Genomic DNA, 17229 nt, shown 5'->3' on the forward strand with positions numbered 1-17229 from the left:
AAATCGTCGACCTATAAAAACATGCATTGGCTTTCAGGGCTCAAGGCGGCGCTGTTGATAAATCCAGTCTACGATATCGCCGTCCGGGGTGTAACCGCTGACGGTTTCTCGTAGAAGTTGTCGTACTCGAGAGTAATCGTCATGATCGATAGCTTTCAGAAGTTCACCCAAACGGATCTTGAGAGCGTCCCAAGGTAAGTGATCTTCATTCGCGCGCATGATCATAGGATGTTCCGTGGCTTCCACGTTGTCTCCGATCAGCAACTCTTCGTAAAGCTTCTCTCCCGGCCGCAGTCCGGTGAATTCGATCGAGATATCACCCTGCAGATTTTTCTCAGAGCGAATGCTCAAACCAGATAGATGGATCATCTTTTCCGCAAGTTCGACGATTTTCACCGGTTCCCCCATGTCCAGGACGAACACATCTCCGCCCCGTCCCATAGAACCTGCTTGAATGACCAGTTGCGCTGCCTCCGGGATAGTCATGAAATAGCGAGTGATTTTTGGGTGTGTGACAGTTAGAGGGCCCCCTGACTTGATCTGCTTGTGGAACAAGGGAATCACGGACCCAGAAGATCCCAGCACATTACCAAAGCGGACCATGGTGAAACGTGTCTTGTTTAACTGAGAGATGTTGGCCGTGTCGCCGAAAAAGATTGGAGCGACCTCTCGGCTGAGTGCCTGCAACGTCAACTCAGCAAGTCGCTTGGTGCTGCCCATCACATTGGTAGGCCGAACCGCTTTGTCCGTAGAAATCAGTACAAAGTTTGCGACGCCCACCTGCAGCGCAGCCTGAGCAGTGTTCAAAGTCCCTATGACATTATTTAACACGCCCTCTGCAATATTGTGTTCAACCATCGGGACATGCTTATAAGCCGCAGCGTGATAGACAGTATCAACGTGCCAGGTCTTCATAACATCTATCAGTTTCGCCTGACTGCGTACCGACCCCAGAATAGGCAGAAGCCGAATGGACAACGACTCTCTCTGGATACGCTGTTCAAGCTCCGATAAAATCGAGTAGAGGTTGAACTCACTGTGTTCGAACAAGAGCAGAGATTTAGGTTTCAACGCGATGATTTGGCGGCAGAGTTCCGAGCCTATGGAGCCCCCAGCCCCTGTAACCAGTACATTCTGCCCGGTAATACAATGAGCCAGCAGTTCGCTCTGCGCCGGGACGGAATCGCGGCCTAGCAAATCTGCGATGTCTACTTCCTGAATGTCATCGACTTTCACTCGCCCACTTGCGAGATCCATGAAGCCCGGGACACTGCGCACATGCAACGGAAATTGCTCGAGAAAACCCAGAATCTCGCGCCGACGGCCACGATTGGCAGAAGGAATCGCCAGCAGGACCTCTTCGGCACCGGTGGCGTCGATCATTTCCTGGATATGCTTGGGCTTATAAACCTGCAACCCAGCAATCACACGTTCAGCGATGTTGTTGTCGTCGTCGATGAACGCGACGGGCCGCATCACTCTTCCCATGCGCAATGCCGCAACCAATTGGTTGCCCGCCGCACCTGCACCATAAATAGCTACTCGGGGCAGACCGTTGTCGCGATTGTAGAAAGGTACATGCTGAGAGGCTGAAAACCAGTCGCCGAGAAAATACTGGCGCATGATCAAACGCAGGCCGCCAATCATGATCAAACTCAACCACCAATAGTTGAAGACGATTGAACGGGGCACCACTGCCGTGTGATTGCTATACCAGAATACAACAAGGGCTAGCAATAATGACGAAAGGCTTACAGCTTTGGAAATAGCAATTAACGCATCATTGCCAAAGTAACGCATCACAGCACGATACATACCAAAACGAATAAAAATTGGAATGGCGACAATAGGTGCAGCGATGAAAAGCCAAGCGTGCGTTTCAACGGGCCCCGAAGCATCCTCGATACCTAGACGAACCAAAAAGGCCAACCATAGGGCGAGCCAGACCAAGACAACGTCGGTGACCACCTGTATGGCACGCTTGTAGCGCCTCGGTAATCCCAACATGTTTGCTCTCAGCTTATCCATGAACCCTTTTTGCACTGCGCCAGCTCCTAAACATGTTCCATTGCAAGAGTGTACAGCAGCACCACTCAACGCTTGAGAAAACGACCGCGAAAATTACGATGCCACGGCATGATGATCAAGGTTTCTCGAGCTCTCCGGCATGAAACCTGACCGCCAAAACGATCAGGGGAAAATAAGCCAGGATCAATCCCAATACGCCATTCAATTGCCACCAAACGACGCACACCGCCACGGGAAGCAACCAGAACACATTGATTGCGACCACAGACAGGGTCACCGGTAAATGGCGCCCGTACAAACGGGAAGCATACTGATAAGCGTGGCTGCGATGAGCCTCATAGACCTTATCGCCGCGCAACAGTCGTCGCACCAACGTAAAGGTGGCATCGACAATGAAAACCCCCAACAAAATCAGCCAAACCCATAGGAGAGCCGGGTCTACCCAGGCCGCTTGCAAGGACATGATGGCTAGAATCAGCCCGAGAAATCCACTGCCAGCATCCCCCATGAAGATTCGGGCCGGGGGGAAATTCCAGTAAAGAAAACCGCTGACTGCAACCACCATCAGCAACGGAGTGAACATCAATCCTGGCTGTCCCATCAACCAGTAAACGAGGCTCGCACCAAGACATGCACACATTGCCTCGACGCTGGCGATTCCGTCGATGCCGTCCATAAAGTTATAGAGATTAAGCATCCAAACGAGATAGAAAGCTGCAAGGACATGCCCTACCCAGCTCAGGTCAACTAACGAGCCTGCAACCTGGATCGGAGGCATACCGCCAATCCAGGCCAATGCCCAGGCGGCGCCACCAAAGTGCGCCAACAATCTCCAACGGGCGGCGATATGTCCATGATCATCGAGGAAACCCACACTGGCCACCAAGGCCCCCGCGCCTAGAAGCGCCCACGTGTCCGGCCATCCAAGCATCCCCGAAAATGCCAAAACTGGCAGCATGAGCAAAAAGCTCAGCACTATCGCCACCCCTCCGCCGCGAGGCGTCGGAACAGAATGGGAACTGCGCCCGTTAGGCATGTCCATCAGACTGCTGGCAATAGCGTAACGGCGCAACAGCCAAGTCATCAGGAATGAAGCTCCCGTTACTAATGCGAACAGCCACAAGGTTGTAATCAACAATTTTAGTCCTGAAGCAAAAATACACTACCGATTGATCAGTGCGTCCTGTAATAAATAGGGGGCGCCCCTGTCACTCAACTCACCAAGACACACCAAGCATTGACGCAACTAACCCACATTCTTCAAAAAATGTCGGGCGGTCTTTGACAGGGATTGATTTACGCTATTGGGAGGCGTCCAGCCGAGCAGTTCTTTATTCTTTGAGATATCGACCTGAAGCGAGCCACACAACCTTTGAGATAGATCTTTTTTCCCCAGCATCGAAGCCCCCAATTCCAACATCCAGCTAGGAATCGGGAGCAAGCGAGCCGGTATCCCGAGCGCCGTTCCCATCCTGCGCAACAGCTCGGATGTCGACAGATCTTCGCCATCGCTCACCAGGAAGGTCTGACCAGCCGCATCCGGATGCCTTAGGCAGACAACAATAAAGTCAACCAGGTTATCCAGTCCGACAAGGCTACGTCGGTTGGGTATTGAGCCGAAAGGCAGGGGGATGCCCTTTTTCAGCCATTTCATCATATTGTGAAAGTTGGCTTTTACCCCGGGCCCATAAACCAGCGGCGGCCGCACGATCACAACCTCCATTCCGGTTTGCCCGGCGAGCGCAAGCAATGCTTGTTCAGCTTCCATTTTTGAAACCCCGTAAGGATCAACCGGCGCTGGTGCAGCATCTGCCAAAAAAGGGGAACCAGGCGCAGTTCCTTCGCCATTGACCTTGATCGAACTGATATAGATAAAGCGTCGTACCCCCGCCGCTGCTGCCTGTCTCGCAAGATTAAGTGTTCCCGCCACATTCGTTTTGCGAAATTCAGCCAGCGGGTCATTTGAATTATCGTTCATCACGTGCACGCGGGCGGCACTATGAATGACTGCATCGACCCCTATCAACGCCTCCGTCCAATCGGTATCGCCATCTATCGCAGGAACCAATACTTGTGTCGTTGATGTGGGCAGCTGTGGCATAGGTTGTCGCAACGCAACCGTCAGCGCTCCGCAATTATCCTGCACAAGCCGAGCGTGAATGGCCCCTCCGACGAAACCGGATACCCCCGTCAAAAGTATCCTGCTCATCGCTTTTCGTTCCTTCTCAAACTGGCTGTGTGAAAGAGTTCCTCCAGACGATCAAACAATCCGACCTTGGAAAAATTCTCGGTATAGAAAGCTTTACCTGCTGCACCCATCGCATCTCGCTGCGTTGGGCTCAGTTTAGCCATTACACGGACGATATCGGCCAGTGCCTGGGAGTCTCCAGAAGGACACGCCAATCCAGCTCCGGACTCACCCACTACCCGAGCCGCCTCTCCATCGATCATCGCAATAATTGGCCGTCCCGAAGCAAGGTATGCCTGAACCTTGCCTGGAATGGTCTTCTCGAAGACTTCATTCGTTTTCAACGAAACCAGTAATGCATCAGCCTTGGCGAACAAGGGTGGCATCTTCTCCAAAGAATGACGCCCGAGAAGAAACACATTACTTAAACCGCGCGCTGAAACCTCATCATGCAGCCAACCGCTGGCCCGTCCGTCCCCTACAATGACCCAGCGCACGGGAACTTCCTCACCGACATTTTCAGCCGCTCTGAGAATCGCAGGAAAATCTTGAGCCTCGCCAATATTTCCAGCAAAAACCACGGTGAAAACCGAGCTATCCGCCTGGATCAGATCAGACTCCTCACATGCTCCAGTCGAGAAATCGTCCTCCGCCCAACTTGGAAAATAGACCAGGCGTTCACCGGAAATAGATTTCGTACAATACTTTCTGACGTTTTCATCGAAAGACTTCGATTGCATCAGTAAATAATCGGCACGGTTATAGATGAAAGAAACCATTCTGCCGACCAGAGAGAGTAAGCTTGGATTCTTTATAATTCCCACCGCACTGAGCGTTTCCGGCCACAAATCAAGAATCCAGATAAAAACTGGAGACTTTTTTATCCAGCCGATCATTAATGCTGGAATAGCAGCCATGATCGGGGAAACGGCATACACAAAAATCGAGTCGAATTTCTTCCCCCGCAGTTTCCAGGGACCAACGACCGAGGCACTGAGGAAAAAAGAAAGGTAGTTAAGCGCAAGTGACACACTACTGTTACCGCGAGCGAGCATCGGGACACGAACGACAGTTGCCCCCTGATAGGTCGAAAATTGTTCTGGCTCGCGCTTATACTCTTCGAACTTCTTCCCCTCAGGGTAATTCGGAAACCCTGTCAGCACCGTCACCTCATGGCCTTTTGCAACAAAACCTTCGACCAGGTTATTGATTCGCATGTTCTCCGGCCAGAAGTATTGACTGACAACCAGAATTTTCAATGGCTTACTCATCGAATCTGTCGCTCACTCAATAGCGTCGCCATACCGTACGCATTACGTAATCACGATAGCTATGGATGATACGCACCACCTTCTCCGCTACATTGGGCATGCTGTAGTCTGCAACGAGTCTCAATGTACGATCACTACCCCGGGACTGGGACTCGAGTATCTCCAAGCCTTGGACAACTCGTTCGACCTCCAATCCCACCATCATGACTGCTGCCTCTTCCATCCCTTCCGGACGCTCATGCGCTTCACGAATATTGAGGGCTGGAAAGTTCAGAATCGAAGATTCTTCGTTGATCGTACCGCTGTCAGACAAAACCGCTTTAGATGAGAGCTGCAGCTTGTTGTAATCCTTGAAACCCAACGGCTTTAAAAGCTTTACGTTTTTATGAAACTCAATACCCAAGGCATCAACACGTTTTTGCGTGCGTGGATGAGTGGAAACAATAATAGGCAACCCATAGTCAGCAGCCACGGTATTTAGCACATCAACCAGTTTTAGGAAGTTCTTGTCAGAATCGATATTTTCTTCGCGGTGCGCACTGACCACAAAAAACTGGCCAGCTTCGAGTCCGAGGCGAGTGAGAACGTCTGACGTTTCAATACCTTCAAGATAGTGATGGAGCACCTCAAACATCGGGCTGCCGGTCTTGATCACCATATCGGGCGACAAACCCTCTCTTAACAGATAGTCGCGTGCAATACTGCTGTAGGTGAGGTTGATGTCGGCGGTATGATCAACAATTCTCCGATTGATCTCTTCGGGAACTCGCATATCAAAACAGCGATTACCAGCCTCCATATGGAAAGTTGGAATTTTACGGCGTTTGGCAGGAATGACGGCCATGCAGCTGTTTGTGTCCCCAAGCACCAGTAACGCTTCCGGCTCTTCCTCGGCCAATACACGATCCACTGCAATGATTACATTACCGATGGTCTCAGCGCCCGTCTGACCTGCAGCATTCAGAAAATGATCCGGCTTGCGGATGCCTAGGTCCTGAAAAAAAATCTCATTCAATTCATAGTCATAATTTTGCCCTGTATGAACCAATACATGGTCACAAACCTGGTCCAATTTTGAAATGACGCGAGACAAGCGAATAATTTCAGGGCGCGTACCCACTACAGTCAATACTTTTAATTTTTTCATGATTACGCTCTATTCAACTGCAGCCAAATCTGGAAAATCCAAGAAATCTGTATCTCGACAAAAAACTTGGTAACGATGAGCCATGGCATAGCGCCTGTAGCCGTTACGCCTCGACTCCAACGGCCTGCGCATAGGTATCAGGATGGATGCGGTCAAATATTTCATTGGCCCATAACATGACAATCAACTCTTCATCTCCGATATTTGTAATATCGTGGGTCCACCCTGGGACTGTTTCAACGATTGTTGGTTTTTCACCTTCGGCAACCAACTCGAAAAACTCGTTAGACGTAATGTGACGAAAGCGGAAACACGCTTTGCCTTTAATAACGAGAAACTTCTCAGTCTTTGAATGATGGTAGTGTCCACCACGGGTTACACCCGGATGAGCCGTAAAATAAGAAAATTGGCCGCTATCACGCGTCTTAAGCATTTCAACAAAGACCCCTCTCGAGTCTTCGTGTTTTGGCACTTGATAGGTGAACTGATCGGGGGCGAGGTAACTTACATATGTTGAGTACAATGCACGAACCAACCCTTCTCCTACAGGCTGGGTCACCAAATCCACCCGACTTCTTGAAAAGGCCTGTAGTTGATCAGCCAAAGCCCCGACATTGATGCGATAGCACGGCTGAACTTCAACTAATGCATCATCGGAAATTTGTTGATCCATCGCCATAATAAATCTGGCAATCACATCATCAATATAAACGAGACTGATCAACGCATCGGGATCATTAATTTTAATCGGCAGGCCATTAATGATATTGTAGCAAAAAGTTGCCACCGCCGAGTTGTAATCAGGTCGCGCCCACTTCCCAAATACATTTGGTAAACGAAACAGATAGACTTTCGAACCATGCTCACTTTTCAGCTCAAGTAAAGCCTGCTCTGCACGCTTTTTACTCACCCCATATGGGTTATCCAGTAGTGCTTGAATGGAGGAAGTATAAAGTACCGGAACGGGTCTTCCGCACCCTTTAATTGCTTCACAAAGCACCTGAGTCAGATCCGTATTTCCAGTTTTGAACTCGCTCTCAACCTGAGGACGATTGACACCCGCCAAATGAAAGATGAAATCGACTTCAGAGACAAGCTGTGGCAGCCGGGCAATATCATCGCCCCTGTTAAAAGTTAAAACTTCGACATCTTTTCGTTCGTGTAAATGCGCTACGAGATTTTTCCCAACAAAGCCGCTTGCCCCGGTGATCAAGACCTTCATCTCAACTCACTCCTCAGGTACGGCGTGCTCACCACGCTTGATAGCTTGCATAAATTCAAGTTTAAGTAATAAAGTCTGCATCCCCTGAACATCCAATCGCTGAGTATTATGCGAATTATAATCCTCAGTACGAGAAATTTTTTCCTCGCCCTCGTCAACAAATTTTGAGTAGTTCAGATCACGTAAATCAGGTGGGACACGATAATAATCACCTTTGTCTTCAGCGCAGGCCATTTCCTCTCTGCTGAGAAGAGCTTCATACAATTTTTCGCCATGACGAGTTCCGATCACCTGGATCGGATGATCGGGCTTTCCAAGCATCTGGATCAACGCTGTTGCCAGTGTATCGACTGTTGCGGCAGGCGCTTTCTGAACAAAAAGATCACCATTCTTACCATGTTCAAAAGCATAGAGTACAAGGTCAACCGCGTCGGAGAGCGTCATCATGAAACGGGTCATATTCGGATCGGTCAGCGTCAAAGCCCTGTCGTTGCGAATCTGTTCTATAAACAGCGGAATTACTGACCCGCGTGATGCCATGACATTGCCATAACGGGTTCCACAGATAATCGTCTTCTGCTCGTCGACGTTACGGGATTTCGCGATCATTACCTTTTCCATCATTGCCTTGGAAATGCCCATGGCATTGATCGGGTAGACCGCCTTGTCCGTGCTCAGACAAACAACACGCTTAACCAGATTCTGAATGGCTGCCTCAAGCACATTTTCAGTGCCGATGACATTCGTTTTAACGGCCTCCATCGGGTGAAACTCACATGAAGGCACCTGCTTTAATGCAGCCGCGTGGAAAATGTAGTCAACTCCGCGGGTCGCGTTCAAAATACTCTGATAGTCACGCACATCACCGATATAGAACTTCAGCTTGGAGTTGGAGTACTGCTTACGCATGTCATCCTGCTTCTTCTCGTCACGACTGAAGATACGGATTTCAGCGATGTCACTGTCCAGAAAGCGCTTAAGAACTGCGTTCCCGAAAGAGCCAGTACCGCCAGTGATGAGGAGCGTTTTTCCGCCGAACATAATAGACCCTAGAGTAATGCGCGTAATACGATGATTATTTTGCAGATCGCAGCGCTGAGTGAATCAGCTCATCCTTTTGTGACGTATCAGGGTAGCTGATCAAAACCGCCCTGTAAGTCCCCTTGAACACAAAAAGGCTACCGGCCGCTACTCCAACGACGCCGCAAGCTTCGATGACCTTTCCAATATCGGTTAACGAACCGGCTCCACCCAATATGGTGATAGGAATGCGTACGCTCTGACGCAGTTTAAGCGCCAGTGAAATATCGTAGCCTTTCATTCGACCATCGTTATCGATGGAATTGATGACAATTTCCCCAGCGCCAAGCTTTTCGACCTCAGCCGCGACCTCGAAGACGTCACGTTTGGAGTTACGCGTCCCGTTGCGGGTCCAAACATCATAATGGCGTGTCAAAAGCCGCTGCTTTACGTCAAGCACGACAACGACACTCTGCCTGCCGATCTCTCTGGCAATCTCGGAAATGAGGTTGGGGTTATCGATGGCTGCAGAGCTGATCGCAACCTTTTCAACTCCAAGCGAAATGATCTTCTGCGCCTGTTCTGCGGTACGTATTCCACCGCCATAACACAGTGGCATGCGGCACTCGGAAGCCAAATGGGCGATGCGCCGGTAATCCGGTTCACGACCTTGAACCGTCGCATCAATGTCTAGAACGATAAGTTCATCGGCTTCCTTTTCATTGAAAATCTTCACCGCATTGATCGGATCCCCAACGTACTTCGGTTCCTTGAAACGAACGGTTTTCACCAATCCACCGTCCTGGATCAAAAGACAGGGAATGATTCTTGGCCTCAACATTTCACAACTCCGCAAAATTCTTCAGAAGCGCCACGCCATAATGGTGACTCTTCTCCGGGTGGAACTGTACGCCAAAGACGTTCCCTATCGACACCGCGCAGCTAAAGTCCAAGCCGTAGGAAGCCGTAGCGGCGACGCTTTCCTGTTGATCGCATTCAAAATAGTAAGAATGGAGGAAATAGAACCGCGGGTTGTCTTCGAATCCTCTGAACAGGGGGCAGCCCGGTACGGGTAAAACGTCGTTCCATCCCATGTGAGGCAGCGGCAGATCAACAAGATTCGCGGTGGCGGTAAAGCTGCGAACGCGCCCTGGAATCCACCCCAAACCAGGCAACTCACCTTCGTCGCTGGACCCTGCGAGCATCTGCATCCCCACGCAGATACCGATAACCGGGACGCCTTTATTGAGAACCAGATCATCCAGTGTCTGACGCATTCCAGAATCGTTGAGCCGTTGCATTGCATGATCGAAAGCACCGACACCGGGCAAAATCAGCTTGGTCGCGCCTCTTAATCCTTCAATATCCTTGGCGACTGATACTGGAATATGCAAACGCTTATAGACATTCACGAAGGCTTGGATATTGCCTAAACCATAATCAATAATCGTGATCATCTGAACAGCCTTCTCTCCAGCCCGAGAGCGCTCATCACCCGGGAGCCGATTCCGATCATGAAGCGCTTATTCTTATAGTCCAGGCATTTTTTGTTAGGGCCTTCAAAGATCGCTTGTAACTCTTGAACGGTCAAATCGAGCTTATTTGCCACGTATTCGAATTCCGACTTAAGAAACTGCTCATCCAGCTCCGGTTTTGCAATGCGTTCAAGTGCCGCCTCACGCGTCATCTGCCCAGTCATGATCAAACTGGAGAAATGCGCTCTTCGCTTTTCGTAGCCAAACTTTCTTGGCATCCAGTAATCTTCGTAAAAGCGAGTAAATCTGGATTCGTGATGTTTATGTTGGAACTTCTTCCACCCGAAGAGCCTGCTCAGTGTCTCCTCCGCTTCAGCCTTCACATAAGGAACCAGATTCAAAGGTTTTACAACCTGCATACCCAGCACATAGCGGTAATACAGCTTGTAAGAAAGTATATCTACAATTGGAAAACTTTTTAACTGCCTCGTTCCAAAATTCGAATGAATATCCTTGATCAACATTTTATCAATTCCCGGATACCCCCCCCACTCTTCGGGCTCTCGGCAGCATTCTGTGGAATAGTTTCCGCCGGTCAAAACGTATTTAATCTTATGCGCTTTGGCGAACTTATAAAGAGCAGAAAAAAAAGCGGTATCTTGAGGCAGATCTTGATCCGACACTTGAGATTTCAAAAAAGCGACCTGAAGGTCTTTCATTTCCTCCCAATTGATAACCTCGGTATACAGATCCAACCCCAACCCATCGACCAACTTCTCGATATTGCCAACCGCCTGATCTGTATTCCAACCAGCATCAACGTGAAAAAGCAGTGGCCGCAACCCCATCTTTTCCTTGGCGATATAACTAACATAAGAGCTGTCAAGGCCACCACTCAAGCCAATAATACAATCGAACTCACGACCTTTACCATCCGCTTTGATTTTATCGGCCATTTTCATGAGTTCGCTCTCGCCACGTTGGTCTACGTGCCAATTAGGAGCAATAACCGTTTCAAAATTTTGACAATAATCGCAGCGTCCACGTTCGTCGAAACTTACATTAGGATCGGAAGTATCCATAATGCAACTGCTGCATATTCTATAATTTTTACTCATGAATAAACCCATCCAATAAAACGAATCCCATCGTGCGACCGATCATGGATGATCACATTTCGCATCATGCAGATCCGAATAAACTTTCAAAACCTTGCTGGCATTTTTTTCCGGATTGAAGTTGCTTTCTGCAAGCTTTTTTGCATTCTCTCCCATGCGACTTATTTCCGAACGGTTCTGGGAGAAATAACTGATTGCGTCTGCCAACTTCACCGGATTTTTGGGGGGAACTGCTATACCCGTTTCATAATCCAGCAAGGTGTCGGGGCGAGGTTGACTGACTGCGGCGATGCATGGCACCCCCGAGAATGCCGCTTCAAAAACAGGTCTGCCGGGTGCATCGAAATGAGACGGAAAACAAAGGACATCGATCCTTTCATATACGCTATGAATATCGATTGTAGGTCCAAACATATGAAAAATTTTCTGGAGAGAGTACTGGGAAATAAGTGATTGAAGCTCCGCTTCCACATCCTGAGCGAAACCTGCCTTCTTAATTAACCAAGACTTCAGCCCGCCGCCCGTACGCGTGGAGCCACCAATAATCACGAACTGAACTTTTTCACCCCGCTCGATGACCACCCTTGCAGCCTCGAGCAAGTCAAATAGACCTTTTGAATGGTGCAAGTTTCCGACAAAACCTATTTTTATCGAATCATTTGGAAGTTGATCCAGCCTGGAAATCACATGCTCATCGCGAACGTTAGCGCTTGAAGGCGTGAATGAGTTTTGAATCACTGTCACGTCGAAATCAGATGGTAATGTGGAACGCACATTTTCATCGATAGCAATGATTTTATTTACACGAATATTGAGTTTTTTGAAAAGCCATTGACAGCGCACCGACTTTGCATCAGCCCAGGTAAGTGACCGCACATGAACAATCACTGGGACCCTGAACAACAGTCGAGCCAGCAGCAGGGGGAATATTTCCGTCAATTCATTTACGTGAATGAGGTCAATGTCTTTCCAGCGACGCCGTGCCTGTACCAAGGAGAAAATAGTGAACGGCAGGTAGGAAAATTCCCTCAAGAGAATCAGCCACCGGCTACCCCGATAGTGGCCATACAAGGTGTTATCGAAGCGAGTCAAGCCGACGGTTGCTATATGGTCTTTCGCCACTTTTCGATAAAAATTCAAGGCAGTGCCACGGACACATACAAAATATGGCTCGACGCCGCGAGTAGACAGCGTCCTTACAAGCTCAAAAAGGCTTCTGGAAGCCCCACCAAATGGCCCTACTCCGTCAATGTAAAGAACCTTCATCCTGAAAAACTCTGCGCCGACTTTAGAAAAAAACCTGGAAACAACATATCGTCCTCGGCTCAACCAGTTTGACAAGCATATTTGATCTGCGTTACTAGCGGCCTGCAGGAACCATTCTCTTGCCTGTGGACTTACACTGTAAAATGTCAGGCGATGTACATCGAGCGACAGGATACCTGAAACAGCACAGCTTTCGTAGGCGCCGGAGGTATCCATCCATGCTGCTGTCGACGGCTAACGTGGCCATCACACCAAAGCCTCCGGCACTGCCCGAGCGAATTGACCCTTTCCCGCCCGTTATGCTCTCAAGAATGCCGACTGGGTAAGGAGGTGTCTATGTCGTCGTTCATTACCAAGGGCGTCGGTACAATCGACGGTCTCGATAGAACCAGGCACAGCAAGAAAAAAACCGGGTAAAAATATCGCGGTGCGTAAATGGGGCTCAGCACGAAGACTGCGCAGTAAATGACGGCTATGAACACTAAGTCATCCTTTAAACGCAACCTGCCTTTGAGCAATACCAGAGTAAAAACCAGGAAAGCCGCGACACAGTGTAATGTCACGACAAAATCATTGTAGAAGTCAACCGGCGACAGAAGATGATCCGCTTTGAAAATCAGGCCGTACATCGCATGCAATGCTTTCGGCACGAAAATCAGGAAATACAAACCCTGATTCTGCAATCTTATAAACTGTGTATACAAACCAGACCCTTCGTTTTGCATACCTCCAATTTCCGCGATATCCGTAATGCCAGAAAAGTAACCCAGCATCAGCCTGTAAGCCAAAGACAGTGACAGCAAAAGGATTATCACATACCAACCTCTTCGATTGCGAAGAAAATTAATAGGGGAAAATGTTACAAAAACCATTATTACGAAGATGGTTAATTGCCAACGAACAAACAATGAACACACCAAACAGAGCACAACATAACCTAGCTTTTTTCTACGCACCCAGGCGACCATGAAAGCCATTACCAACATCGAAATAATTTCTTTATTGATAGAAATCAAGCTAAAGAAGGTAATAGGACTCAAGAACAATAGAAAAATCACAAACCCAAGACGAGCAGGTTCCTTTCCTTTACCCACCAGCTTTATCGACCAAAACAGAATAGAAATATTGACCATCAAAACCAGAAATCTGCTACCCCCTACAGCATCCAGAAGCAACAGTGGGCCAAGATAATTATTACCGATGGAGACCATTTCCGACAGAGAGTTGAAGCTATTTTCAAGATAGGCTTTCTCGTAGGTCAGAGAGTCTGCATAAAACTGAAAATCAATCAACCCATCCAGAGCATCACGCCCTGCAACGAAAAAAAATATTATCGCAAGGACAGCATACAGAAATACATAGATAGTTGACTTTTTGATATAGATTTTCATATCGATGTCCCCTCGACACGAATCATGGATACCGACACTGCTCAGATAGGTTATGAAACTAGCGTGCTATCGAGCAATTCAGAATATTATCTACCCAAGACTCTGCGGTGCTTTCACCGGTGTCTACGACGGGGAACATCTTTCCTACATTCAACTTCTCTTCAATCCACAACTCAATAGCCTGAGCTCTTTGTGGAACTATAGTCGCAATACCTGCATTTCGTTCATACTCGTATAAATTGTCTATACATCCCCCCTTGTTCAAGAAGGGATTGAGCAACGCAGACGAAATGCCGAACCACGACGCCTCGATCACCACTGTGCTCATGTCCGTAATATGCAGATCAACCTGAGACAACAGGAGTGGGAGCGGCATTGTGCTCGCCCTGTGCCACTCAACCGTCATGCCTGAAAACTCGGAAGACAAATACCGTTCGCAAGCGTCCCCTTCTTCACCCCTCAATTGGACAGGGTGGAGTCTTAACAACCAGTTGTACGTACCGCTGGTTGACTTGATAACCGACTCCAAGGCGTGGCACATCACCTTATTAAAGCTCTCTTCGGGGTAATAATGGATGTGCAATCCCCATTGGAGCGCCACGAGCAGCACAGGTTTATCATCCTGAAATATTCTTCCATACTCATTTTTGGCCGCTTGAACCAAAAGGTCTTCTGCCCTTGCGTTTTTGAAACGCTGAAACCATGGATGGCCTACCACCGTCACTGAGGCACCTTTATCGGGAGCCCAAGCTCGTAATACATTTGCACTTGGGTGGTCCCAACACAGGAAACCATGAGGCAAATCCGACGCAGCAACTGACTTGGCTAATAACTCTCCGTACCAGGGATCATCCTTATCCAGGACGCCGTGTTGGTAATCATAAACAGGAATACCCATCTCTCGGCATGCTCGACACAAGGCAGGTTCAGGCTGAATTCCAATAACCAATCTCGGTTTGACAGCTGCAAGAATTTTTAGCCACACCTTCGCTCTTTGTAACGCAACCCAGTCGCCCTGTTTCTTGCTACCACATAGCTTAGCGAGAATTCGCCCTGTCAGCGCGATCCAGATAAATGCTCGATTAAACGCAACGGGGGAGTTATACGCCTGATCCCCGGTCAATCTACTATAAGGAGCGGCTACCGATTGAACACCAATTCCTCGAGAAAGGCAGATATCCACTAGGGTGTCAATTATGGGGGAATAGCCCTTCCCATTATAATGGTACCCGCAACTCGCATCATGACGAACAACCAATACGTCAGATATTTTCAGTTCTTTCCAACCACTTCTGGAGAACAGGGCGGATAGCGAAATACGCATTTTTGAAAAGGTATTCATTAAATGCGCTCTGCCATAAGCGTTTCGCAAACTTTGAAATCAATATGGTTATCAATGTCGACCGACTGCTCGGCGCCCATGATATAGGCAACGCTGTTGGTAATGAAAAATCCCTTTTCGCGAACAAAGTCCTCAGTGTTTGCCAAATAGATAGATCCATTTAAACGATAATAATCAGGGAGGTCCTGGCTGCGCCGATTGAGCAACTCCGGGCGCAAAAAATCAGCCATGCTTCCTTCCGCTCCCAGTACATTGCTCCACAAGGGAGAATGCTCACATAGACAGACGCTAATGACACTGGAGGCGTTTGTATCCTCCATCAACTGAAGCGCTTCACGAATATTCGCGGCGCACCGTAGAGGCGAAGTGGGTTGAAGAAGCATCAGTTTTTTCGGACTGATACCTTCTGCGTCGAGAGAGTCCAACGTGTGTATCAAGACATCAAACGTGGAAGCAGTGTCTGACGCAAGAAACTCGGGACGCCTCAGCGTTTTGACGCCTGACCGCTCACCTTCTGCAAGGATTGCATCATCGTCGCTGGTGACGACAATCAGGTCACTGACCTTGCTCTCCAAAGCCGCTTCCAGTGTCCAGCGGATCAAAGGCTTGCCTTGCATCTCCATGAGGTTTTTCCCGGGGAGACGTTTACTCCCCCCGCGAGCAGGCACGACGATCAAGAGGTCCGCATTGCTTTGTACGTTATCCATTGAAGAGCCCGGAGATGTCGGATTGTGCACGCTGAAAATCTTCCATCCGCCCAATATCCAACCAGTACTCATGCACAGGAAACATGTTTACTTCCTTTCCTTTGCCGATCTGTTGTTCCAGTAGGGTTGGCATATCTATTCGCGTTCCAGGCTTGACACTTTTAACCAGTTCTGGGGAGAGCAAGTAGATACCTGCATTAATAAAAAATCGATGCACAGGCTTTTCGATCATTGAAAGGATTCGATGACCTTCGCTCTGAATCACGCCGTAGGGAATACATTGTTCGTATTCCCGGACACACATCGTCGCTACCCCAGCATTTTCCTGATGGAACTCCAGCAGGTTCTGGAAATTGAGGGTAGTCAACAGATCACCATTCATCATGAACGTCGGCAAGCTGATTTCATCATGTGGCAATAATCCCAGCGCGCCTCCGGTACCCAGCGGTTCCTCTTCGTGAACGTAACGAATGCTCACGCCCCAACGACTGCCATCTCCGAAATAATCGCGAATCATTTCTGGCATGTAATGGGTAGATACGAAAAACCGGTGGAAGCCGGCGCTTATAAAACTTTCCAGGATCAATTCTAGAATGGGTTTATCGCCAACCTTCAGCAGGGGTTTAGGGCAATGTTGAGTCAACGGTCGCAAGCGCGAACCGAAACCTCCCGCCATCAGAAATACAGGATTATCGTGCTGTTTCTTGTGCAAAATTCCATGGAGGGTTTCCAGACCGACAACGCGATGTGAGGCATCGACAACCGGTAGTTGCAGCAATTGATGCTTTTCCATTACCGCCAGAATACGCTCTTTGCTCCAGCCCCGTTCAACGGTCTGCGGCGATGCGCACATGACATGATGCACCTGGATGTCCAACGGTTGATGTTTGAGCAAGCTGCGTCGCACGTCTCCGTCAGTCAGGGTCCCCAGCAGGCGGCGGTCATTATCCACAACCAGAACAATGCGCAAGCCCTCGCGATCTAGCGTCGCGACAGCATCCTCGAGGGATGTTTCCGGGCTCACGAGTACTGATTCCCATTGCTGCATAAATTA

15 protein-coding genes are annotated in these 17229 nt (G+C 48.9%); all 15 read right to left on the reverse strand.

Annotation, left to right across the window (positions count from 1 at the left end):
- Positions 1-33 precede the first annotated feature (33 nt).
- Positions 34-2028 carry a polysaccharide biosynthesis protein gene (locus IB249_RS02795; protein WP_192302820.1) on the reverse strand — a complete coding sequence of 665 codons (1995 nt, stop codon included), beginning with the start codon at positions 2026-2028 and terminating at the stop codon, positions 34-36.
- A 115-nt stretch (positions 2029-2143) separates the two neighbouring features.
- The gene (locus tag IB249_RS02800; protein WP_412547988.1) at positions 2144-3160 is read right to left on the reverse strand and encodes an MraY family glycosyltransferase; all 1017 of its coding nucleotides are present in this window, start codon (positions 3158-3160) and stop codon (positions 2144-2146) included.
- A 114-nt stretch (positions 3161-3274) separates the two neighbouring features.
- The gene (locus IB249_RS02805) at positions 3275-4237 is read right to left on the reverse strand and encodes a UDP-glucose 4-epimerase family protein (RefSeq protein WP_192301984.1); all 963 of its coding nucleotides are present in this window, start codon (positions 4235-4237) and stop codon (positions 3275-3277) included.
- Positions 4234-5487, reverse strand: coding sequence for a glycosyltransferase family 4 protein (locus IB249_RS02810; protein WP_192301985.1), 1254 nt, complete (start codon positions 5485-5487; stop codon positions 4234-4236). Before IB249_RS02810 ends, IB249_RS02805 begins: the two co-directional genes overlap by 4 nt.
- 16 nt (positions 5488-5503) lie before the next feature.
- Complete coding sequence (gene wecB, locus IB249_RS02815; RefSeq protein WP_192301986.1) at positions 5504-6634, reverse strand: non-hydrolyzing UDP-N-acetylglucosamine 2-epimerase; 1131 nt, start codon at positions 6632-6634, stop codon at positions 5504-5506.
- A 103-nt stretch (positions 6635-6737) separates the two neighbouring features.
- Complete coding sequence (gene wbjC, locus IB249_RS02820; RefSeq protein ID WP_192301987.1) at positions 6738-7856, reverse strand: UDP-2-acetamido-2,6-beta-L-arabino-hexul-4-ose reductase; 1119 nt, start codon at positions 7854-7856, stop codon at positions 6738-6740.
- 6 nt (positions 7857-7862) lie between these two features.
- The gene (locus IB249_RS02825; RefSeq protein WP_192301988.1) at positions 7863-8897 is read right to left on the reverse strand and encodes a polysaccharide biosynthesis protein; all 1035 of its coding nucleotides are present in this window, start codon (positions 8895-8897) and stop codon (positions 7863-7865) included.
- Positions 8898-8931: 34 nt separating this feature from the next.
- On the reverse strand, positions 8932-9717 hold the full coding sequence (locus tag IB249_RS02830) for an AglZ/HisF2 family acetamidino modification protein (protein ID WP_192301989.1): 786 nt from the start codon (positions 9715-9717) through the stop codon (positions 8932-8934).
- 1 nt (position 9718) lies between these two features.
- A complete protein-coding gene (hisH, locus tag IB249_RS02835; protein WP_192301990.1) occupies positions 9719-10333 on the reverse strand; it encodes an imidazole glycerol phosphate synthase subunit HisH in 615 nt (204 codons plus the stop codon).
- Positions 10330-11481 (reverse strand): N-acetyl sugar amidotransferase, encoded by a 1152-nt coding sequence (locus tag IB249_RS02840; protein ID WP_318653479.1) that lies wholly within the window; start codon positions 11479-11481, stop codon positions 10330-10332. The genes hisH and IB249_RS02840 overlap by 4 nt, the downstream gene beginning before the upstream one ends.
- Before the next feature lie 30 nt (positions 11482-11511).
- Positions 11512-12951 carry a glycosyltransferase family 4 protein gene (locus tag IB249_RS02845; RefSeq protein ID WP_225606805.1) on the reverse strand — a complete coding sequence of 480 codons (1440 nt, stop codon included), beginning with the start codon at positions 12949-12951 and terminating at the stop codon, positions 11512-11514.
- An 89-nt stretch (positions 12952-13040) separates the two neighbouring features.
- A complete protein-coding gene (locus IB249_RS02850; protein ID WP_192301992.1) occupies positions 13041-14126 on the reverse strand; it encodes a hypothetical protein in 1086 nt (361 codons plus the stop codon).
- A 58-nt stretch (positions 14127-14184) separates the two neighbouring features.
- Positions 14185-15468: a hypothetical protein gene (locus IB249_RS02855; protein WP_192301993.1), complete on the reverse strand. Its 1284-nt coding sequence runs from the start codon at positions 15466-15468 to the stop codon at positions 14185-14187.
- On the reverse strand, positions 15468-16175 hold the full coding sequence (locus tag IB249_RS02860) for a cytidylyltransferase domain-containing protein (protein WP_192301994.1): 708 nt from the start codon (positions 16173-16175) through the stop codon (positions 15468-15470). Before IB249_RS02860 ends, IB249_RS02855 begins: the two co-directional genes overlap by 1 nt.
- Positions 16168-17223, reverse strand: coding sequence for a nucleotidyltransferase family protein (locus IB249_RS02865; RefSeq protein WP_192301995.1), 1056 nt, complete (start codon positions 17221-17223; stop codon positions 16168-16170). The genes IB249_RS02860 and IB249_RS02865 overlap by 8 nt, the downstream gene beginning before the upstream one ends.
- Positions 17224-17229 lie beyond the last annotated feature (6 nt).

This window comes from Pseudomonas sp. PDM04 (assembly GCF_014851765.1).
GTDB lineage: Bacteria > Pseudomonadota > Gammaproteobacteria > Pseudomonadales > Pseudomonadaceae > Aquipseudomonas.

Bases quoted from the DNA above. Each gene is read 5' to 3' on its own strand.
- IB249_RS02795 (WP_192302820.1), bottom strand. From the start codon at position 2,028: ATGGATAAGCTGAGAGCAAACATGTTGGGATTACCGAGGCGCTACAAG.
- wbjC (WP_192301987.1), bottom strand. From the start codon at position 7,856: ATGAAGGTCTTGATCACCGGGGCAAGCGGCTTTGTTGGGAAAAATCTC.
- IB249_RS02840 (WP_318653479.1), bottom strand. From the start codon at position 11,481: ATGGGTTTATTCATGAGTAAAAATTATAGAATATGCAGCAGTTGCATT.
- IB249_RS02855 (WP_192301993.1), bottom strand. From the start codon at position 15,468: ATGAATACCTTTTCAAAAATGCGTATTTCGCTATCCGCCCTGTTCTCC.
- IB249_RS02865 (WP_192301995.1), bottom strand. From the start codon at position 17,223: ATGCAGCAATGGGAATCAGTACTCGTGAGCCCGGAAACATCCCTCGAG.
- IB249_RS02830 (WP_192301989.1), bottom strand. From the start codon at position 9,717: ATGTTGAGGCCAAGAATCATTCCCTGTCTTTTGATCCAGGACGGTGGA.
- hisH (WP_192301990.1), bottom strand. From the start codon at position 10,333: ATGATCACGATTATTGATTATGGTTTAGGCAATATCCAAGCCTTCGTG.
- IB249_RS02825 (WP_192301988.1), bottom strand. From the start codon at position 8,897: ATGTTCGGCGGAAAAACGCTCCTCATCACTGGCGGTACTGGCTCTTTC.
- IB249_RS02845 (WP_225606805.1), bottom strand. From the start codon at position 12,951: ATGGATACCTCCGGCGCCTACGAAAGCTGTGCTGTTTCAGGTATCCTG.
- IB249_RS02850 (WP_192301992.1), bottom strand. From the start codon at position 14,126: ATGAAAATCTATATCAAAAAGTCAACTATCTATGTATTTCTGTATGCT.
- IB249_RS02805 (WP_192301984.1), bottom strand. From the start codon at position 4,237: ATGAGCAGGATACTTTTGACGGGGGTATCCGGTTTCGTCGGAGGGGCC.
- IB249_RS02810 (WP_192301985.1), bottom strand. From the start codon at position 5,487: ATGAGTAAGCCATTGAAAATTCTGGTTGTCAGTCAATACTTCTGGCCG.
- wecB (WP_192301986.1), bottom strand. From the start codon at position 6,634: ATGAAAAAATTAAAAGTATTGACTGTAGTGGGTACGCGCCCTGAAATT.
- IB249_RS02860 (WP_192301994.1), bottom strand. From the start codon at position 16,175: ATGGATAACGTACAAAGCAATGCGGACCTCTTGATCGTCGTGCCTGCT.